The sequence below is a fragment of the Amycolatopsis albispora genome, assembly GCF_003312875.1.
GTDB lineage: Bacteria > Actinomycetota > Actinomycetes > Mycobacteriales > Pseudonocardiaceae > Amycolatopsis > Amycolatopsis albispora.
The window spans coordinates 8,628,116-8,646,841 of the sequence record NZ_CP015163.1 but is presented as its reverse complement, the minus strand read 5'-3'; the positions used below and the strand labels follow the sequence as shown (position 1 = coordinate 8,646,841).

General features: G+C 70.1%; 20 protein-coding genes. 15 read left to right on the top strand and 5 right to left on the bottom strand.

Annotated elements, in window-relative coordinates:
* Positions 1–10 precede the first annotated feature (10 nt).
* The 9 genes from A4R43_RS44885 (at position 11) to A4R43_RS40080 (ending at position 7,362) form a co-directional block, all read left to right on the top strand.
* A complete protein-coding gene (locus A4R43_RS44885; RefSeq protein WP_418190788.1) occupies positions 11–169 on the top strand; it encodes a putative leader peptide in 159 nt (52 codons plus the stop codon).
* A 119-nt stretch (positions 170–288) separates the two neighbouring features.
* On the top strand, positions 289–1,977 hold the full coding sequence (locus A4R43_RS40115; RefSeq protein ID WP_113696857.1) for a nitrite/sulfite reductase: 1,689 nt from the start codon (positions 289–291) through the stop codon (positions 1,975–1,977).
* Positions 1,974–2,126: an Insertion element protein gene (locus tag A4R43_RS44340; protein ID WP_162788768.1), complete on the top strand. Its 153-nt coding sequence runs from the start codon at positions 1,974–1,976 to the stop codon at positions 2,124–2,126. Before A4R43_RS40115 ends, A4R43_RS44340 begins: the two co-directional genes overlap by 4 nt.
* A complete protein-coding gene (locus A4R43_RS40105; protein WP_113696855.1) occupies positions 2,123–2,818 on the top strand; it encodes a phosphoadenylyl-sulfate reductase in 696 nt (231 codons plus the stop codon). The genes A4R43_RS44340 and A4R43_RS40105 overlap by 4 nt, the downstream gene beginning before the upstream one ends.
* Before the next feature lie 11 nt (positions 2,819–2,829).
* The gene (cysD, locus tag A4R43_RS40100; RefSeq protein ID WP_113698202.1) at positions 2,830–3,750 is read left to right on the top strand and encodes a sulfate adenylyltransferase subunit CysD; all 921 of its coding nucleotides are present in this window, start codon (positions 2,830–2,832) and stop codon (positions 3,748–3,750) included.
* Positions 3,750–5,012, top strand: a complete 1,263-nt coding sequence (locus tag A4R43_RS40095; protein ID WP_113696854.1) for a sulfate adenylyltransferase subunit 1 — start codon at positions 3,750–3,752, stop codon at positions 5,010–5,012. The genes cysD and A4R43_RS40095 overlap by 1 nt, the downstream gene beginning before the upstream one ends.
* A complete protein-coding gene (locus tag A4R43_RS40090; protein ID WP_113696853.1) occupies positions 5,009–5,740 on the top strand; it encodes a sirohydrochlorin chelatase in 732 nt (243 codons plus the stop codon). The genes A4R43_RS40095 and A4R43_RS40090 overlap by 4 nt, the downstream gene beginning before the upstream one ends.
* Before the next feature lie 162 nt (positions 5,741–5,902).
* Positions 5,903–6,532, top strand: coding sequence for a cyclase (locus A4R43_RS40085; RefSeq protein ID WP_113696852.1), 630 nt, complete (start codon positions 5,903–5,905; stop codon positions 6,530–6,532).
* Between the two features lie 56 nt (positions 6,533–6,588).
* On the top strand, positions 6,589–7,362 hold the full coding sequence (locus tag A4R43_RS40080; RefSeq protein ID WP_113696851.1) for an enoyl-CoA hydratase-related protein: 774 nt from the start codon (positions 6,589–6,591) through the stop codon (positions 7,360–7,362).
* Between the two features lie 291 nt (positions 7,363–7,653).
* Here the strand turns inward: A4R43_RS40080 and A4R43_RS40075 are convergent, their stop codons facing one another.
* The 3 genes from A4R43_RS40075 to A4R43_RS40065 are packed head-to-tail and all read right to left on the bottom strand — an operon-like array spanning position 7,654 to position 8,655.
* Positions 7,654–8,028 carry a barstar family protein gene (locus tag A4R43_RS40075; protein WP_113696850.1) on the bottom strand — a complete coding sequence of 125 codons (375 nt, stop codon included), beginning with the start codon at positions 8,026–8,028 and terminating at the stop codon, positions 7,654–7,656.
* Positions 8,025–8,444, bottom strand: coding sequence for a guanyl-specific ribonuclease (locus A4R43_RS40070; RefSeq protein ID WP_113696849.1), 420 nt, complete (start codon positions 8,442–8,444; stop codon positions 8,025–8,027). The genes A4R43_RS40075 and A4R43_RS40070 overlap by 4 nt, the downstream gene beginning before the upstream one ends.
* A gap of 10 nt (positions 8,445–8,454) precedes the next feature.
* On the bottom strand, positions 8,455–8,655 hold the full coding sequence (locus A4R43_RS40065) for a hypothetical protein (RefSeq protein ID WP_113696848.1): 201 nt from the start codon (positions 8,653–8,655) through the stop codon (positions 8,455–8,457).
* A 57-nt stretch (positions 8,656–8,712) separates the two neighbouring features.
* Here A4R43_RS40065 and A4R43_RS40060 point away from each other — a divergent pair, with 57 nt between their 5' ends.
* The 3 genes from A4R43_RS40060 to A4R43_RS40050 all read left to right on the top strand — a co-directional run bounded on the left by A4R43_RS40060 (position 8,713) and on the right by A4R43_RS40050 (position 12,385).
* Entirely contained in the window at positions 8,713–9,678 is a 966-nt protein-coding gene (locus A4R43_RS40060; protein ID WP_113696847.1) for a zinc-binding dehydrogenase, read from the top strand.
* A gap of 119 nt (positions 9,679–9,797) precedes the next feature.
* Positions 9,798–10,808: an alpha/beta fold hydrolase gene (locus A4R43_RS40055; RefSeq protein ID WP_113696846.1), complete on the top strand. Its 1,011-nt coding sequence runs from the start codon at positions 9,798–9,800 to the stop codon at positions 10,806–10,808.
* Between the two features lie 134 nt (positions 10,809–10,942).
* Positions 10,943–12,385 carry an amino acid permease gene (locus A4R43_RS40050; protein WP_113696845.1) on the top strand — a complete coding sequence of 481 codons (1,443 nt, stop codon included), beginning with the start codon at positions 10,943–10,945 and terminating at the stop codon, positions 12,383–12,385.
* Here A4R43_RS40050 and A4R43_RS40045 read toward each other — a convergent pair whose 3' ends face one another.
* Positions 12,386–13,426: an NAD(P)H-dependent flavin oxidoreductase gene (locus A4R43_RS40045; protein WP_113696844.1), complete on the bottom strand. Its 1,041-nt coding sequence runs from the start codon at positions 13,424–13,426 to the stop codon at positions 12,386–12,388. It lies immediately after the preceding gene.
* A gap of 65 nt (positions 13,427–13,491) precedes the next feature.
* Here A4R43_RS40045 and A4R43_RS40040 point away from each other — a divergent pair, with 65 nt between their 5' ends.
* The 3 genes from A4R43_RS40040 to A4R43_RS40030 all read left to right on the top strand — a co-directional run bounded on the left by A4R43_RS40040 (position 13,492) and on the right by A4R43_RS40030 (position 16,726).
* Positions 13,492–14,289 (top strand): MerR family transcriptional regulator, encoded by a 798-nt coding sequence (locus A4R43_RS40040; protein WP_113696843.1) that lies wholly within the window; start codon positions 13,492–13,494, stop codon positions 14,287–14,289.
* Positions 14,286–14,828, top strand: coding sequence for a GyrI-like domain-containing protein (locus A4R43_RS40035; RefSeq protein WP_113696842.1), 543 nt, complete (start codon positions 14,286–14,288; stop codon positions 14,826–14,828). The genes A4R43_RS40040 and A4R43_RS40035 overlap by 4 nt, the downstream gene beginning before the upstream one ends.
* Before the next feature lie 134 nt (positions 14,829–14,962).
* Positions 14,963–16,726 (top strand): family 20 glycosylhydrolase, encoded by a 1,764-nt coding sequence (locus tag A4R43_RS40030; RefSeq protein ID WP_113696841.1) that lies wholly within the window; start codon positions 14,963–14,965, stop codon positions 16,724–16,726.
* Between the two features lie 75 nt (positions 16,727–16,801).
* On the opposite strand, the gene lepA is transcribed toward A4R43_RS40030, so the two are convergent.
* The gene (gene lepA / locus A4R43_RS40025; RefSeq protein WP_113696840.1) at positions 16,802–18,652 is read right to left on the bottom strand and encodes a translation elongation factor 4; all 1,851 of its coding nucleotides are present in this window, start codon (positions 18,650–18,652) and stop codon (positions 16,802–16,804) included.
* Between the last annotated feature and the right edge of the window lie 74 nt (positions 18,653–18,726).

Sequence of the window (18,726 nt, the reverse complement as noted above, 5' to 3'; positions counted from 1 at the left end):
ATCGGCCCCGGTGACCAGGCCCGGTGACCTCGCTCCCACCATTCGGGCAACGCTCGACCACATTGTGGACGCGTGGCACCCTGGGACCGTGACTTACGCCGGTGTCCTCCTCGTGGCTCGCCGCCACGTCGACCTCCGACGTGTCGCCAGCGCCCTCTGCCGTGCGTAATCCCGCTCCGCCCGCCTGACCCATGCCATGTCGGCGCCGAGCCCAGCCGCGATCGCTCCCACCACGGCCAGACCAGGGCGTTCACGGTGCGCAGGCGCCAGAAGAATCCCGGAGGACCGATGGCCTCGCCTGCTCGCCCGAGCACGTCCCGCCCCGCACGCGCCAAGCAGCGGCGCGGGGAGGGGCAGTGGGCGCTCGGCTACCGCGAACCGCTCAACCCGAACGAGCGTTCCAAGAAGGACGACAACCCGCTCAACGTGCGGGCCCGGATCGAGAACATCTACGCGCACGGCGGCTTCGACTCGATCGACCCCGCCGACCTGCGTGGCCGGTTCCGCTGGTTCGGCCTCTACACCCAGCGCAAGCCGGGCATCGACGGCGGCCGCACGGCCACCCTGGAGCCCGAGGAGCTGGACGACCGCTACTTCATGCTGCGGGTCCGCCTCGACGGCGGCGCGCTGAGCCTGGCCCAGCTGCGCGTGCTCGGCGAGATCTCTCAGCGCTACGCCCGCGACACCGCCGACATCACCGACCGGCAGAACATCCAGTACCACTGGATCCAGGTCGAGGACATGCCCGCGATCTGGAAGCAGCTCGAAGACGCCGGCATGACCACGATGGAGGCCTGCGGTGACAGCCCGCGGGTCATTCTCGGCTCGCCGGTGGCGGGTATCGCGGCCGAAGAGATCATCGACGGCACGCCCGCGATCGACGAGATCAAGCGCCGCTTCATCGGCGACCCGCGTTATTCGAACCTGCCGCGCAAGTTCAAGACCGCGATCTCCGGCCAGGCCGACGTGGCGCACGAGATCCACGACGTGGCTTTCGTCGGGGTCAACCACCCCGAGCACGGTCCCGGCTTCGACCTGTGGGTCGGCGGCGGGCTGTCCACCAACCCGATGATCGGCCAGCGCCTGGGCACCTGGGTCCCGCTCGACGAGGTGCCCGAGGTCTGGGAGGGCGTGATCAGCGTCTTCCGCGACTACGGCTACCGCCGCCTGCGCTCGCGGGCGCGGATCAAGTTCCTGGTCAAGGACTGGGGCGCGGAGAAGTTCCGCCAGGTGCTGCAGGACGAGTACCTCAAGCGCGAGCTGATCGACGGCCCGGCGCCCGAGGTGCCCGAGCGCCCGATCGACCACGTCGGCGTGCACAAACAGGTCGACGGCAAGCGGTACGTCGGCTTCGCGCCGATCGCCGGCCGGGTCTCCGGCACCACGCTGCTCGCCGTCGCCGACGCGGTGGAGCGCACCGGTTCCGCCCGCGTCCGGCTCACCCCGCAGCAGAAGCTCGTCGTGCTCGACGTGCCCGAGGACAAGGTCACCGAACTCCAGGTGGCGCTGTCGAAGCTGGGCCTGGACAGCGAGCCGTCGCCGTGGCGGCGTGGCGTGATGGCCTGCACCGGGCTCGAGTTCTGCAAGCTGGCCATCGTCGAGACCAAGGCGCGTGCCCACGACCTGGTCGCCGACCTGGAGAAGCGGCTGTCCGACATCGGGCTGGACGAGGCGCTCAGCGTGCACCTCAACGGCTGCCCGAACTCGTGCGCCCGCATCCAGACCGCCGACATCGGGCTCAAGGGCCAGATCGTCACCGACAACGACGGGAACCAGGTCGAGGGCTTCCAGGTGCACCTCGGCGGCGGGCTCGGCCTCGACGCCGGATTCGGCCGGAAACTGCGCGGGCACAAGGTGACCAGCACCGAGCTGACCGACTACGTGGAACGCGTCGTGCGCAATTTCGCGGAAAAGCGGGAAAACGGCGAGCGGTTCGCGCAATGGGTGGCCCGTGCCGAGGAAAGCGATCTGCAGTGACCGAGCGAGCGACGCCGTTCCACTGCCCCTACTGCGGTGACGAAGATCTCCGTCCGGAAGAGAACGGGGCCTGGCTCTGTTCGGGTTGCCGACGGGTCTTCTCGGTGAAGTTCCTCGGATTGTCCCTTCCGGAGGTGGCGAAGAAATGACCGCGACAGCCGATTACCGTACCCTCGCCGAACGCGCTTCGGCCGAATTGGCCGATGCCACCGCCGCCGAAGCGCTGGACTGGACCGTGCGCACCTTCGGCGACGATTTCATCGTGGCGTCCAACATGCAGGACGCCGTGCTGATCGAACTGGCCACCCAGGCCAAGTCCGATGTGGACATCCTGTTCCTGGAAACCGGGTACCACTTCGCCGAGACCATCGGCACCAGGGACGCGGTCGAGGCGGTCTACCCGCACGTGCGGATCGTCAACGCCCAGGCCGAGCAGAGCGTCGCCGAGCAGGACGCCGAGTACGGCCCGAAGCTGCACGAGCGCGACCCCGGCCTGTGCTGCCACCTGCGCAAGGTGGTGCCGCTGCGCCAGACCCTGTCGAAGTACTCGGCGTGGGTCACCGGCGTGCGCCGGGTGGACGCGCCGACCAGGGCCAACACCCCGATCGTCGGCTGGGACGAGCGCAACGGCCTGGTCAAGGTCAACCCGCTGGCCGCGTGGACCGACGAGCAGTTCAACGACTACATCCGCGAGCACGGCATCCTGCAGAACCCGCTGGTGTCGGCGGGTTATCCGTCGATCGGCTGCGCGCCGTGCACGGCGAAGGTGGCACCCGGCGCCGACCCGCGCAGCGGCCGGTGGGCGGGCCAGGCCAAGACCGAGTGCGGCTTGCACGGCTGAAAGGGATCAACGTGACGACGCTCGAGCCGGCTACCGACGCGGCCCAGGACAACCTGGCCGCGCTCGAATCCGAAGCCATCCACATCTTCCGCGAGGTCGCCGGGGAGTTCGACCGCCCGGTGATCCTGTTCTCCGGCGGCAAGGACTCCACCCTGCTGCTGCACCTGGCGATCAAGGCGTTCTGGCCGGCCCCGGTGCCGTTCCCGCTGCTGCACGTGGACACCGGGCACAACTTCGACGAGGTGATCGCCTTCCGCGACGAGGTGGTCCGCAAGCACGGGCTGCGGCTGATCGTGGCGCACGTGCAGGACTGGATCGACGACGGCAGGCTGGCCGAGCGCCCCGACGGCACCCGGAACCCGCTGCAGACCCAGCCGCTGCTGGACACCATCGCCGAGCACAGGTTCGACGCGGTCTTCGGCGGCGGGCGGCGCGACGAGGAACGCGCCCGCGCCAAGGAGCGGATCTTCAGCCTGCGCAACGCCTTCGGCCAGTGGGAGCCGCGACGGCAGCGGCCGGAGCTGTGGAACCTCTACAACGGCAGGCACCGCCCCGGCGAGCAGGTGCGCGTGTTTCCGCTGTCCAACTGGACCGAGGCCGACGTCTGGCACTACATCAACCGCGAGGGCGTGGAACTGCCGTCGATCTACTTCGCGCACCAGCGCAAGGTCTACGAGCGCGACGGCATGCTGCTCACCGAAGGCCCGTGGGGCGGCCCGCGTCCCGGTGAGGACGTGCGTGAGCTGAGCGTGCGCTACCGCACCGTCGGCGACGGCTCGTGCACCGGCGCGATCGAGTCCACCGCGTCCACTGTGGACGAGGTGATCGCCGAGGTGCTGGCCAGCAGGCTCACCGAGCGCGGCGCCACCAGGGCGGACGACCGGCTGTCCGAGGCGGCGATGGAAGACCGCAAGCGAGAGGGTTACTTCTGATGTCGAGTCTGCTGAGGCTGGCCACCGCGGGCAGCGTGGACGACGGGAAGTCCACTTTGGTCGGCCGCCTGCTCTACGACACCAAGTCGGTGCTGGCCGACCAGCTCGACGCGGTGACCAGGGCCAGCGTCGACCGCGGTCTGTCCACTCCGGACCTCTCACTGCTGGTGGACGGGCTCCGCTCCGAGCGCGAGCAGGGCATCACCATCGACGTGGCCTACCGCTACTTCGCCACCCCGCGGCGCAGCTTCGTGCTCGCCGACACCCCCGGGCACGTGCAGTACACCCGGAACACGGTGACCGGCGCGTCCACCGCGCAGCTGGCCGTGCTGCTGGTCGACGCGCGCAAGGGCGTGGTGGAGCAGACCCGCCGCCACGCCGCGGTGCTGGCGCTGCTCGGCGTGCCGCGCCTGGTGCTCGCGGTGAACAAGATCGACCTGGTGGACTACGACGAGGCCGTGTTCGCGGTGATCGCCAACGAGTTCGCCACGCACGCGACTTCGCTCGGGTACGCCGAGGGGGACGTGCTGTCGATCCCGGTTTCCGCGCTGCAGGGCGACAACGTGGCGGTCAAGTCCGAGCGCACCCCGTGGTACGCCGGGCCCACACTGCTCGAGCACCTGGAAGAGGTGCCGGTGGCACCGGACCCGCACGACGCGGCGTTCCGCTTCCCGGTGCAGTACGTGATCCGGCCGCGCACCGCCGAATACCCCGACTACCGGGGTTACGCGGGGCAGATCGCGGCGGGCAGCGTGCGCCCCGGCGACGAGGTCGTGGTGCTGCCGCACGGGCTGCGCAGCCGTGTCGCGGCGATCGACACCGCCGACGGCCGGCTGGCGGAGGCGGGTTCGGGCACCTCGGTGACGCTGCTGCTGGAGGACGACCTGGACATCTCGCGGGGCGACCTGATCGCCATCGCGGACCGGGCGCCGCGGGTGACCGACGAGCTGACCGCCGCGTTGTGCTGGCTGTCGAACAAGCCGCTCGCGGCGGGCGCGCGGGTGCTGGTCAAGCACGGCGCGCGGACCGTGCAGGCACTGGTCGACGAGATCGGCTCACGCTTCGACGAGCAGACGCTGACCACTGTGGACAGTCCGGAGACCTTGGCGCTCAACGACATCGGCACGGTGTCGCTGCGGCTGGCGGAGGAGCTGCCGGTGGACGACTACGCCGACAGCCCGCGCACCGGCGCGTTCCTGGTGATCGATCCGAAGGACGGCGACACGCTCGCCGCCGGGCTGATCGGCGAGCGGTTCGCGTGAGCCCGCTGGTCGTCGTCGCGCACGGCAGCCGGGACCCGCGGTCCGCGGCCACCGTGCGCGCCCTCGTCGGCCGCGTGCGCGCGCTCGCGCCCGATCTCGACGTGCGGGTGGCCTTCCTGGACCTGTCCGATCCGCCGGTGCCCGAGGTGCTCGTCCGCCTGCACCGGGAGGGGCATCGCGAGGTCGTGGTGGCGCCGCTGCTGCTGGGCAGCGCGTACCACGCGCGCGTGGACCTGCCCGCGCTCGTGGACAGCGTGACCAGCCGGTTGCCGCGGTTGGGCGTGCGGATCGCGGACGTGCTCGGGGTCGCCCCCTCGCTGGAGGCCGTCGCGCTGGACCGGCTGCGGGAAACCGGCGCCGATCTCGCCGACCCGGAGTTGGGCGTGGTGCTCGCCGCGGTCGGTTCCTCGAACGCGACCGCGAACGCGGCGGTGACCGGGCTCGCCGAGCGCTGGCACCACCGGCACGGCCTGCTGGTCGCCCCGGCCTTCGCCAGCGCCACCAAGCCGGACGTGCCCGCGGCGATGGCGAAGCTGCGCGCACACGGCGCTCGCCGCTTCGCCGTCGCGTCGTGGTTCCTGGCGCCGGGGCTGCTGCCGGACCGGATCGCCGCCCTCGCCGGGCCGGAAGTGCCGATGGCCGCCCCGCTCGGCACCGACCGGCGCGTGGCCGAGCTGGTGCTCGACCGGTATGCCGAAGTGGTGTCTTCGCAGGTCATCCCGGCCTGATCGGCGCAGTTCGCTAGTCTCTTCGGCTGGCTTCGTTCCCAGTTGCGATCACCACCCGCTTATGGGAACGGTGACTTCTTGACGCGCTATTTAACTTGCCGGTAACTATCTAAACGCCGCGCGGCTCTCCCCGTTACCCCACACACCCCAGAGGTGGAGACGATGAAGTCTGCCCTGCGTAAAACCCTGACCACCGCCGCGATCGCCGTGGTGCCGCTGTGCGCGCTGGCGAGCCCGGCCTCGGCCGCCGCCCACGACGTGACCCTGGACTGCCAGGCGAACGCCCCGATCGTCGGCCCGCAGCAGGCCACGCTGAACCAGACCGCGGACGTCACCGCGCCCGCCACGGTGGCGCCCGGCGGTGCGCTGACCGTGGTGGTCGACCCGGCGCCGAACAACGTGCCCGGTGAGGTCAGCGGGTACAAGATCAAGGAGATCAAGAACTTCGCGCTGGAGATCCCGATCCCGGCCAACTCCACCTTCGTCGACGCCACCCTGTCCGGTGGTTCCGGGCTCGGCCCGACCCCGCCGAAGATCGAGGTGGCGAACGGGGTGGGCACGCTCAGCTTCCCCGGGCCGCTCGCCGGTGGCGCCGCGTTCGAGCTGCCGACGGTGACGGTGAACCTGACCGCCGGCCAGTCCGGCACGATCGAGACCAAGCTCGGCGGCACCAGCTACGAGGACCCGGGCCTGACCTTCGACACGGTGGTCACGCAGCTGATCGACATCACCGCGCCGACGGCCTGCTTCCCCAACCCCAGCCCGGTGTTCACCACCACCACGATCGGCTGAGCCGTGGCTGCCGGGAGCGGGTCTCGCTCCCGGCAGCCGTGTGCGAAGGTGGGGCCATGGCTGAAGAACTGGTGCACTACGCGGTGGCGGGCGGGACCGCCACGATCACCCTGGACTCCCCGCACAACCGCAACGCGCTGTCCGCGCAGCTGCGTGCCGAGCTGAGCGCGGGGCTGACCAGGGCCGCCGAGGACGACGCGGTGCGGGTGATCGTGCTCGACCACACCGGGCCGGTGTTCTGCGCGGGCATGGACCTCAAGGAAGCCAGGGGCGCCGGGGCCGGTGACCAGGGCGTGAACGAGTTCCCGCGCATCCTCGAGCAGCTGTGGACCAGCCCGAAGCCGGTGGTCGCGAAGCTGGCCGGGCCGGCCAGGGCGGGCGGCATCGGCATGGTGGCCGCGGCGGACATCGCGGTGGCGGTCAAGGAGGCGACCTTCGCCTTCAGCGAGGTGCGCATCGGCGTGGTGCCCGCGGTGATCTCGCTCACCGTGCTGCCGCGGCTGAACCCGCGGGCCGCGCACGAACTGTTCCTCACCGGCGACAAGTTCGACGCCACCCGGGCGGTGGCCATCGGGCTGCTGAACTCCGCTGTGGACGCGTCCGATTTGGACGCCGAGGTTTCGCGGTATGTCCGGGCTCTGGCCCTCGGCGGCCCGCGGGCACTGGCCGCCACGAAGGAACTGCTGAGCCGCCCGCGCCCCGCCACCCCCTCCGACGGCTTCGCCGAGATGACCGCGCTGTCGACGGGTTTCTTCGCCAGCGAAGAGGGCCAGGAAGGCATCACGGCTTTCGCCGAAAAGCGTCCGCCGTCCTGGGTCCCCACCCCCTGACGCGGGACGGCTGCGGCCCAACCCGACGCGGAGCCTCCCGGTGAACACGAATGTGGCTTTCGGGGCGAATTTCGCCCCGAAAGCCACATTCGTGTCCCTGGAACGATCCAGCCAGCCGGGGCTTCCGCGCAAGCGCCACCAACCGGCCGCCCGGCGCCCGACGCCCGACGCTATGAATGTGGCTTTCATAGCACGGCGGAGCCGCCCACCCGCGCCCGCGGCAGTGTCACGAATGTGGCTTTCGAGACGCCAAACGTCTCGAAAGCCACATTCGTGACATGCGCCCGAGGCTCAGGAGTCTGGTAGCTGGACGGTCAGGTGCCGCGAGTCCGAGCGCGTACCGCCAGGGGCCAATGCCCGTTGCGCATCTGACAACACGCTCCGGATCGCCAGGTACGCCTTCGGGTCCGCGGTCTTGAACGCCTCCGAACCCGCCCAGATCAGCACGTGCTCACCGGCGGGCAGCCACGACAGGTCCGTCAGGCAGTCGTACAGCGCGTCCAGGTTCCGGCCGAACCAGTCCGGGAACTCGAGCGCGGCGGCGATCGCGTCCATGGCCGCGGCCTTGGTCACCGGCGCGGGGCCGGGCAGTACATGGGCGTAGGCACCGCGAGCGCGGGCGCGCTCCGCCAGTGCTCGCGCATCCGGTTGTTCCACGGCGCTCACCTGCTCGGGTCCACGATGACGAACGAAGCGTAATGGTCCCCGGTGTAGTACAGCTCACGCGCCGCGCCGGTGACCAGCCGCCTGGGTCCGCGATCCTTGCTCCCCGGCGTTTTCACCGTGTACTCCCGGTAATAACCGGAGTCACGCGCGGGCAGCAGCTTCTCGCGGTTCTGGAATTCGACCCCGTCGTTGCGGGGGTACGGGAACGGGCCGTTCGAGCCGATCAGCTTCCACGTTTCCGCGGCCTCCGGCGGCAGCGAGGACAACTTCTCCACCCGCAGCCCGGACTCGCTGCCGGGCACCGGGCCGCCCTGGCCGCCTGAGCCGTCGGCAACGAGGTCCTTGACCAGCCAGCCGCCGACCACCAGCACGATCAGGCCGATCAACGCGGCGGTGATCCGCCTCCGGTTGAACATGCACCGAAGACTACGACCGGCCGGCCGGGTCCTCGCGCCGGGCCGCGCTCAGCCAGCGGGACACCCGGTCCACCAGGCGGTCGATCAGCCACGCCCCGCCCGCGCACAACGGCAGCAGCACCGCCATGACCAGGATGAACTGCACCGGGAACCAGAGCTGCGCGAGCCACAGCTCCACCGAGTCCCACCAGTCCGACAGTCCGTCCAGCACGTGTCGAAGGCTACTCCCCGATAGCCCGGCCGTGCTTCCGCCGGTAGGTTCCGGGGCATGTTCGCCGTATACGCCAAGGCCCCGAACCCGGAAAACCCGCTGGACTCGCTGGTGGTCGGCGAGCGCCCCGAACCCGAGGTGCCCGACGGCTGGGTGCGGGTCGCGGTGAAGGCCGCGAGCCTGAACATGCACGACATCTGGACCCTGCGCGGCGTGGGCATCAAGCCGGAGCAGTTCCCGATGATCCTCGGCTGCGACGGTGCGGGTGTGCTCGACGACGGCACCGAGGTGGTCCTGCACTCGGTGGTCAACGCACCCGGCTGGCAGGGCGACGACACGCTCGACCCGAAGCGCACCCTGCTCACCGAGAAGCACCAGGGCACCTTCGCCGACTACGTGGTCGTGCCCGCGCGCAACGCCGTGCCGAAGCCGAAGGAGCTGTCCTTCACCGAGGCCGCCACGATGGGCACCGCCTGGCTGACCGCGTACCGCATGCTGTTCGTCAAGTCCGGGCTGCGCCCCGGCCAGACCATGCTGGTGCAGGGCGCCTCCGGCGGCGTGTCCACCGCGTTGATCCAGCTCGGCCGCGCGGCCGGGTTCCGCGTGTGGGTCACCGGCCGCAGCGAGGAGAAGCGCGCGCTGGCCGAGCAGCTCGGCGCGCACCAGTCCTTCGAATCCGGCGCGCGGCTGCCGGAGCGGGTGGACGCGGTGTTCGAGACCGTCGGCAAGGCCACCTGGTCGCATTCGGTGAAATCGCTCAAACCGGGCGGCATCATCGTGGTCTCCGGCTCGACCAGCGGCCCGGACGCGCACGCGGAACTGCAGCGCGTGTTCTTCCTGCAGCTGCGCATCGCGGGCTCGACCATGGGCACCCGCGACGAGCTGACCGACCTGCTCGAATACGTGCAGCTCTCCGGAATCCGGCCGCAGGTCGGCGCCGAACTGCCGTTCCGCGAGGCGGCCACCGGCTTCCGGCAGATGCTCGACGGCGAAACCGCGGGGAAGACCGTCTTCACCGCGTGAACCGTGTGATCGGCTGAGTGGTCGAGACCACCCGTCCAGCGGTAGGGGAACCCCTGACATCGGTTCGTGACCGCACGAAAGCGAGCGGAAACCCCGAACCAGTGCTTACCCTGGAGTACATGACCGCACAGCAGCGGGAGGCACCACCGGCGACGGTGCAGGACGGCTCGGGCATCCGGGTCGCCCATCGCCGCTACGCCGGTGCCCGCACCCGCGTGCTGGAGGTCGGCCCGCAGCCCGACGCCGACACGCCCCGGCGCCGTTCGGCCCGGCGGTCCAGCCGCCCGGCCACCCCGAGGCTGGTGTTGCTGCACGGCTACTGCGACAGCGCCGACACCTGGCGCCCGGTACTGGAAGAGCTTGCGACCGCGGGACACTCCGCGGTCGCGGTGGATCTACCGGGTTTCGGTGAGGCGGACGCGCTGCGCCCCGGCGCGATGCTGCCGCAGCTGGACACCTTTCTCGCCGCGCTGATCAAGGAGCAGTCGGTGCTCGGCCCGGTGGTGCTGGCCGGGAACTCGCTCGGCGGCACGATCAGCCTGCGCGCCGCGCAGAGCACCCGGCTGCCGGTGGCGGGCGTGGTCTCCATCGCCGCGCCCGGCTTCGTCGACTCGTGGCTGATCCGCACGGTGGCCCGGTTCCCGATCCCGCTGCGCCTGTACTCCTCGCTGCCGTTGCCGGTACCCGGGTTCGTCGTCCGCGCGATCGCCGAGCAGGTGGTGCCGCGGCTGCTCTACGCCGACGCCGCGGTGGCCGACGTGGCGCAGGTCCGCCGGTTCACCGAGCTGTTCCCCGACTACCGCGCCACCACCGGCCGTCTCGAGCAGGCCAGGCAGCTGGTCGAGGAGCTGGCCACCGCCTACCAGCTCGACACCGTGCGCGCGCCGCTGCTGGTGGTCGCCTGCGGCAAGGACAAGCTGGTCAGCGCGGCGTCGGGCAAGCAGCTGCACAGCCTGGTGCCGCACAGCAGGCTGCTGGTGCGCGACGACTGGGGCCACTGCCCGCAGCTCGACGACCCGCCGGCCATCGCGGAGCTGATCACCTACTTCGCGGCCAGCGCCACGCACGCCAAGCAGCGCCGGACCGCCGCGTCCGTCACCGCCCGCGTCGGCACCGAGGCCTCCGCCTGAGCCGAGTTCTGAGCTGAATCGAGTCCACTCCCCAGACTCGCCATCCGGTACTGCCCAGCGCCGCGCCCAGCGGGTACGGTGCCGCATGGCCCGCGATCCGGGCCTTGGCGAAAGCACGACCACGGGAGCGGACCATGACCGTCGGCCAGAGCGGTTCCGGCAACGGGATCTTCCGGCGCAAGCCCATCGACACGATCGAACCGGTGGCCGAAAGCGAGGGGCTGCAGCGCACCCTCGGCCTGCGGCAGCTGACCGCGATCGGCGTCGGCGGCATCATCGGCGCCGGCATCTTCTCACTCGCCGGTGCGGTGGCGAACGAGACAGCGGGCCCGGCCGTGCTGATCTCGTTCCTGATCGCCGGCATCGCCAGCGCGGCGGCGGCGTTCTCCTACGCCGAGTTCGCCGGGCTGATCCCGCGCGCCGGTTCGGCCTACACCTACGGCTACGCGGTGCTCGGCGAGATCACCGGCTGGTTCATCGGCTGGGACCTGCTGCTGGAGTACACCGCGATCGTGGCGGTGGTCGCGATCGGCATCAGCGGCTACTTCAACGACCTGCTGGGCTTTCTGAACATCTCGCTGCCGGAGTGGATGCTCGGCGCGCCGGGCACCGAACCCGACGGCATGGCCGCGGGCACCTACAAGGTCAACCTGTTCGCCGTGCTGCTGTGCCTGCTGATCGCGTTCATCCTGAACCAGGGCATGAAGAACGCGGCCAGGTTCGAGACGCTGCTGGTCTACCTCAAGGTCGGCGTGGTGCTGCTGGTGATCGTGGTCGGCGCGTTCCACATCAACACCGACAACTACAACCCGTTCGCCCCGTTCGGCTGGGCGGGTGCCTTCACCGGCGCGGCGACGGTGTTCTTCGCGGTGTTCGGCTACGACGCGATGTCCACCGCGGCCGAGGAGTCGAAGGACTCCCAGAAGCACATGCCGAAGGCGATCATCTACTCGCTGGCCATTTCGATGGTGCTCTACGTGCTGGCGTGCCTGGTGCTGACCGGCATGGTGAACTTCAAAGACATCGATAGCGAAGCGGCGTTCTCCAGTGCGTTCGCCGGGATCGGGCTGAAGTGGCTGGGCGCGATCATCGCCGCCGGTGCCATTCTCGGCATCCTGACCGTGTTGTTCACCTTCATGATGGGCGCGGCGCGGGTCGGCTTCTCGATGAGCCGCGACGGCCTGCTGCCGAAGTGGTTCGCCAAGACCCACCCGGTGAAGAAGGTGCCGAGCCGGATCACCTGGGTGCTGGGCGTGGCTTCGGCGCTGATCGCCGGTTTCCTGCCGATCGCCGAGGCGGCCGAGCTGACCAACATCGGCATCCTGCTGGCGTTCGTGGTGGTCTGCATCGCGGTGATCGTGCTGCGGTACAAGCGCCCGGACCTGCCGCGTGGCTTCAAGACCCCCGGCATGCCGGTGGTGCCGGCCATCGGCGTGGTGTTCTCGATCTGGCTGATCACCTTCCTGCAGCCGGAAACCTGGCTGCGGTTCGCCGCCTGGTTCGCCATCGGCCTGCTCATCTACTTCGCCTACAGCCGCCGGAACTCGGTGCTGGGCAAGGAAAACGCGGGCAAGTAGTCAGCGCCACCGGCGGACGGCGGCCTGGAGCTCGCGGTCCAGGTTCTCGATGATCTCGGCGGCCGGGGCGGACCTGCCCAGCGGGTAGGTCTGCCCCGCCCACAGCGACAGCGCCTCCGGGTCGCCCGCCTTGGCCGCGGCCGCGCGGATCGGCTTGGTCAGGCCGTTCACCTCCGGATAGGCGGCCGGGGCCGGACCCGAGTGCTCCAGCAGGAAGCGGTTGACCAGGCCGCGGGCCGGTCGCCCGCTGAACGCGCGGGTGAACGCTGTCCGGCGGCCACCTTCGGCCAGCGCCTGCCGGTAGGTCTGGTTGGTGCCCGCTTCGTCGGCCCGCAGGAAGGCCGTGCCCAGCTGCGCGGCGACCGCGCCCGCGGTGAGCACGGCGGCCACGTCGGCTCCGTGCACCAGCCCGCCGGCCGCGATCAGCGGCAGGTCCACTTCGGCCGAAACCAGGCGCAGCGCGGCCAGCAGGCCGTAGGTTTCGCCGCCCGCCGGGTCGGCCTCGTCGTCGGTGAACAACCCGCGGTGGGCCCCGGCTTCGAACCCCTGGACGCACAACGCGTCCGCGCCGGCCTCGGCGGCGAGCGCGGCCTCGGCCGGATTGGTCACCGTGACCACCACCTGGCTGCCCGCCGCGTGCAGCCGCTCGACGTCCGCCGCCGACGGCCTGCCGAAGGTGAACGAAACCAGCGGGACCCGCTGGGCCACCACCAGGTCCAGCTTGGCCGGGTAGTGGTCGTCGTTCCAGTCCGGCACGCCGGGCTCGACGCCGTACCGCTGCGCCTCGGCGAGCAGGCGGAGCTGGTAGTTCGCCAGGTCGTGGGCACCGCGCGGCCCCGGCACGAACAGGTTGACGCCGAACGGCCGGTCGGTCAGCGCCCGGGTGCGGTCGAGCTGCTCCCCCAGCGCCTCCGCGGTGAGATAGCCCCCGGCGAGGAACCCGGACGCCCCGGCGCGGGTCGCGGCGGCGACCAGTTCCGGTGTCGACGGACCACCCGCCATCGGCGCGGCGAACACGGGCACGCGGAGTTCGGTGATCATGCGACCGAGCGTACCCAGCGCGCCGGACTTGCCACTCCCACTGTGGGAGGGTCCACGATGAACCGGTGGAACTCATCCCGATCGGCCGGTTCGCCCAGCGCTGCCGCCTCAGCGTGAAGCGGCTGCGCCACTACGACGACCTCGGCCTGCTCACCCCGGCGAAGGTGGACGAGGTGACCGGCCACCGCTACTACCGGCCGGACCAGGCGCGCGACGCGCTGGCCATCTCGCTGCTCCGGCGGCTGGACATGCCGCTGCCGGACATCGCGAAGGTGCTCGACGGTGATCTCGCCGGACCGCTGCACGCGCAGCGCGAACGGCTGGAATCCGAGATCCGGCACCGGCAGACCCTGTTGCGGTCAACCGAGAAACTGCTCGCGCGCGGGCTGCGCGGCCCGGAGGTGTCGCTGGCCGAAGTCCCGGTGCGACGGTTGCGGGTGGTCCGCGCGGACGCCGATCCCGACGACTTCGGTGCCGCCTTCTCCGGCTGTGTCTCGCAGCTCGCCGTTGCCTTCGAACGCGGCGGTGTGCCGTGGCGGCCACCGCTGCTGGGGCTGTACCCGCTGGACCTGGACGCCGCGCGGGTGCCGGTCGCGGTGGGCATGGCGGTCGACGAAGCCACCTTCACCGCCGAGCTGCCGCCCACCGAGCCGGAACTGCTGCCCGCCGGGACCGCGGCGACGGTCACGCACATCGGCCCGTACGAGGACCTTTCGCTGTCCTACCACGCCTTGCTCAGCTGGATCTACGACAACGGGCACCAGCCGTCGGGTCCGGCGGTGGAGACCTACCTGACCGATCCGAAGACCGCCGCCCCGGAGGAACTGGTCACCCGGATCACCATAACGGTGGAGGAACGATGAAGAAGCGCTATCCCGAGCTGTACCGCGCGAATACCGAACCGTCCCTTGTGGACGTTCCCGAGCTGGGTCTGCTGACCGTCGAAGGAAAGAGCACGCTCGACTCGCCGCAGTTCACCAGCGCGGTCCCGGCGCTGTACGCGGTCGCCTACGCGGTGCGCGCGCGGATCGAGCCGAAGTATTCGGTGGCACCGCTGGAAGGCCGGTTCGAAGGCTACGAGCTGCCCAAGTGGACACTGCAGGTCCCGCTGCCGCCGGAAGCGGGGCCGGAGGTGGTCGGCGAGGCGCTGCTCGCGATGTCGAAGAAGAAGCCGGAACTGCCCATCGACCGGGTCCGCTTCCAGACCTGGCACGAGGGTCCGAGCGCGCAGATCCTGCACGTCGGGCCGTACCGGGAGCAGACGGCGACCATCCGGCGACTGGTGGACTTCGTCGAGGCGCAGGGCGCGAAGCCCGGTGAGCACCACGAGATCTACCTGTCCGATCCACGCCGGGTCGACGAGGCGAAGTTGAAGACGATCATCCGCTACTCACTGCGCTGACCGAACCAGCCGCGCCCTGGTAGCCGGATTCTCCGCACGCGACACCCGTTCGGCGGTAACACCGGACCGATTTACCCCGTATTGGTCTAGACCTCTATCCCGATCCGGTGGGAGAATCCGACTACAGGAGGCCCATGGTGAAAACCGGTGGAAGATCCCGCGTGCGGGTGCGGCTGGCCCGCACACTCGCCGCACTGACCATCGCGGGCGGCTCGCTCGCCGCCCTGCAGCCCGCTGCCGCTGTTGCCGCCGAACCGCTGACCAGCCTCGTCCCGGTGCCGGTCTCGGTGCAGCCCGCCGCCGGGGTGACGCACACGCTGGCGGCGAACGCCAAGATCTACGCGGCTTCGCCCTCGGTCGGCGACTACCTCGCCGGCGTGCTGCGCAAGTCCACCGGCTACGCGCTGCCGGTCGAGGCCGCCCCCGCGAACCCGCCGGCCGACGGCATCTCGCTGCTGCTGTCCGGCGCACCCGGCAGCGTCGGCGACCAGGGTTACCAGCTGACCGTGTCCGCGCAGAACGTGGTGCTGCGCGCGAACACCGCGGCCGGGTTGTTCAGCGGCGTGCAGACGCTGCGCCAGCTGTTCCCCGCCGCGATCGAGAGCGCGACCGTGCAGCCCGGCCCGTGGATGCTGCCCGGTGCCACCATCACCGACCACCCGCGCTTCGCCTACCGCAGCGCGATGCTGGACGTGGCCAGGCACTTCCACCCGGTCGACGCGGTGAAGAAGTACATCGACCAGCTCGCCCTGTACAAGATCAACTACTTCCACCTGCACCTGGCCGACGACCAGGGCTGGCGGATCATGATCGACAGCTGGCCGAAGCTGGCCACCTACGGCGGCAGCACGCAGGTCGGCGGCGGTCCCGGCGGGTACTACACGAAGGCGCAGTACAGCGAGATCGTGGCGTACGCGGCTTCGCGGCACATCACCGTGGTGCCCGAGATCGACATGCCCGGCCACACCAACGCCGCGCTGGCTTCCTACGCCGAGCTGAACTGCAACGGCGTCGCACCGCCGCTGCGGACCGACATCGAGGTCGGCTACAGCTCGCTGTGCATCTCGAAGGAGATCACCTACCAGTTCGTGGCCGACGTGATCCGCGAGATCTCCGCGCTGACCCCCGGCCCGTACTTCCACATCGGCGGCGACGAGGCACACGCCACCTCGGACGCGGACTACCAGACGTTCATGGCGAAGGTGCTGCCGATCGTGGCGCAGCACGGCAAGACCGTGCAGGGCTGGCACGACATCGCGAAGGTGCAGCTGCCCGGGTCCGCGGTGCCGCAGTTCTGGGGCACCACCACCGCCGACCAGGGCGTGGTGAACGCGGTGGCACGGGGCAGCAAGGTGCTGATGTCCCCGGCGAACAAGGCCTACCTGGACATGAAGTACAACTCGTCCACCCCGCTGGGGCTCAGCTGGGCCGGGTTCATCGAGGTGCAGACCGCCTACGAGTGGAACCCGGGCGCCTACCTCAACGGCGTGCCGGAGTCCGCGGTGCTCGGCGTGGAATCTCCACTGTGGACCGAGACGATCGTGACCAGCGCGCACATCGAGTACATGGCGTTCCCGCGGCTGGCCGCGCACGCCGAACTCGGCTGGTCGCCGTGGTCGACGCACAACTGGAACCAGTTCCGCACACGGCTCGGCGCCCAGGGCCCGCGCTGGACGGCGATGGGCATCAACTTCTACAAGTCGCCCCAGATCCCGTGGGACACCGGCGGCAATCCGGGCGTGTGCAGCCAGCCCGCCTGGGACGCGGCGACGGTGTACACGGGCGGGAACGTGGTGTCGCACAACGGCACCAAGTGGACCGCGAAGTGGTGGACCAAGGGTGAGGAGCCCGGCACCACCGGCGAATGGGGCGTCTGGCGCGACGACGGCCCCTGCTGACGCCGGCTGTTCCTGTCACGAATGTGGCTTTCGAGACGTTTGATGTCTCGAAAGCCACATTCGTGACACCCGCCCCTACTTCTTGCCCTTGCCGCCCTTGTCCGAAGCGTCCTCAGTGGACAGAGCGGCGACGAAGGCCTCCTGCGGGACCTCCACCCGGCCGACCGTCTTCATCCGCTTCTTGCCTTCCTTCTGCTTCTCCAGCAGCTTCCGCTTCCGCGAGATGTCACCGCCGTAGCACTTGGCCAGCACGTCCTTGCGGATCGCGCGAATGGTCTCGCGGGCGATGATCCGCGAGCCGATGGCCGCCTGGATCGGCACCTCGAACTGCTGGCGGGGGATCAGCTCACGCAGCCGCGTGGCCATCTTGTTGCCGTAGGCGTACGCGGCGTCCTTGTGCACGATCGCGGAGAACGCGTCCACCGTCTCGCCCTGCAGCATGATGTCCACCTTGACCAGGTCGGACGCCTGCTCCCCGGCCTCTTCGTAGTCCAGCGAGGCGTACCCGCGCGTGCGCGACTTCAGCGAGTCGAAGAAGTCGAAGATGATCTCCGCCAGCGGCAGGTTGTACCGCAGCTCCACCCGCTCCTCGGACAGGTAGTCCATGCCCAGCAGCTGCCCGCGCTTGCTCTGGCACAGCTCCATGATCGCGCCGATGAACTCCGACGGCGCGATCACCGTGACCTTGCTCAGCGGCTCGTGCACCTCGGCGATCTTCAGCCCGGTCGGCCAGTCCGACGGGTTGGTCACCGTCACCTCGCTGCCGTCCTCCAGGTAGACCTGGTAGACCACGTTCGGCGCGGTGGAGATCAGGTCGAGGCCGAACTCGCGCTCCAGCCGGTCCCGGGTGATCTCCAGGTGCAGCAGGCCGAGGAAACCGCAGCGGAAGCCGAAGCCCAGCGCCACCGAGGTCTCCGGCACGTAGGTCAGCGCGGCGTCGTTGAGCTGCAGCTTCTCCAGCGCCTCGCGCAGCACCGGGTAGTCCGAGCCGTCCACCGGGTACAGCCCGGAGTAGACCATCGGCTTCGGCTCGCGGTACCCGGCCAGCGGCTCCTCCGCGCCCTTGCGCTCCGAGGTCACCGTGTCCCCGACCTTGGACTGCCGGACGTCCTTCACGCCGGTGATCAGGTAGCCCACCTCACCGACGCCGAGCCCGGCGCTGGCCTTCGGCTCCGGCGAGATGATGCCGACCTCGAGCAGTTCGTGGGTGGCGCCGGTGGACATCATCTTGATCCGCTGGCGCGGGGTGATCTTGCCGTCGACCACGCGGATGTAGGTGACCACACCGCGGTAGGTGTCGTACACCGAGTCGAAGATCATCGCGCGCGGCGGGGCGTCGGCGTTCCCGGTCGGCGGCGGGACCTGGCGGACCGCCTCGTCGAGCAGCTCGGTCACGCCCTGCCCGGTCTTCGCCGACACCCGGAGCACGTCGGTCGGCTCGCAGCCGATGATGTGCGCCAGCTCGGCGGCGTACTTGTCCGGCTCGGCGGCGGGCAGGTCGATCTTGTTCAGCACCGGGATGATCTGGAGATTGTTCTCCAGCGCCAGGTACAGGTTGGCCAGCGTCTGCGCCTCGATCCCCTGCGCGGCGTCGACCAGCAGGATCGCGCCCTCGCAGGCCTCCAGCGCACGCGAGACCTCGTAGGTGAAGTCGACGTGGCCCGGGGTGTCGATCAGGTGCAGCACGTGGTCCTGCCCGTCGACCTTCCACGGTAGCCGCACGTTCTGCGCCTTGATGGTGATGCCGCGCTCGCGCTCGATGTCCATCCGGTCGAGGTACTGCGCGCGCATCGCCCGCTCCTCGACCACGCCGGTGAGCTGCAGCATCCGGTCGGCCAGGGTGGACTTCCCGTGGTCGATGTGCGCGATGATGCAGAAGTTGCGGATCAACTCCGGCGGGGTGAAGGTGGTGTCGGCGAACGTCACAGTGACTGGTCCTCGGCAAAAGTCGGGATTCGGCTCTCCTATCGTCCCATGAGGGGTCACCGACCGGGTTGACC

What these genes read in the sequence shown, in the direction of transcription:
- A4R43_RS40115 (WP_113696857.1), top strand. Translation starts at nt 289, where the DNA reads ATGGCCTCGCCTGCTCGCCCGAGCACGTCCCGCCCCGCACGCGCCAAG.
- A4R43_RS40055 (WP_113696846.1), top strand. Translation starts at nt 9,798, where the DNA reads ATGACCGCACAGCAGCGGGAGGCACCACCGGCGACGGTGCAGGACGGC.
- A4R43_RS40070 (WP_113696849.1), bottom strand. Translation starts at nt 8,444, where the DNA reads ATGTTCAACCGGAGGCGGATCACCGCCGCGTTGATCGGCCTGATCGTG.
- A4R43_RS40050 (WP_113696845.1), top strand. Translation starts at nt 10,943, where the DNA reads ATGACCGTCGGCCAGAGCGGTTCCGGCAACGGGATCTTCCGGCGCAAG.
- A4R43_RS40035 (WP_113696842.1), top strand. Translation starts at nt 14,286, where the DNA reads ATGAAGAAGCGCTATCCCGAGCTGTACCGCGCGAATACCGAACCGTCC.
- A4R43_RS40030 (WP_113696841.1), top strand. Translation starts at nt 14,963, where the DNA reads ATGGTGAAAACCGGTGGAAGATCCCGCGTGCGGGTGCGGCTGGCCCGC.
- A4R43_RS40060 (WP_113696847.1), top strand. Translation starts at nt 8,713, where the DNA reads ATGTTCGCCGTATACGCCAAGGCCCCGAACCCGGAAAACCCGCTGGAC.
- A4R43_RS40105 (WP_113696855.1), top strand. Translation starts at nt 2,123, where the DNA reads ATGACCGCGACAGCCGATTACCGTACCCTCGCCGAACGCGCTTCGGCC.
- A4R43_RS40085 (WP_113696852.1), top strand. Translation starts at nt 5,903, where the DNA reads ATGAAGTCTGCCCTGCGTAAAACCCTGACCACCGCCGCGATCGCCGTG.
- A4R43_RS40095 (WP_113696854.1), top strand. Translation starts at nt 3,750, where the DNA reads ATGTCGAGTCTGCTGAGGCTGGCCACCGCGGGCAGCGTGGACGACGGG.
- A4R43_RS40080 (WP_113696851.1), top strand. Translation starts at nt 6,589, where the DNA reads ATGGCTGAAGAACTGGTGCACTACGCGGTGGCGGGCGGGACCGCCACG.
- A4R43_RS40045 (WP_113696844.1), bottom strand. Translation starts at nt 13,426, where the DNA reads ATGATCACCGAACTCCGCGTGCCCGTGTTCGCCGCGCCGATGGCGGGT.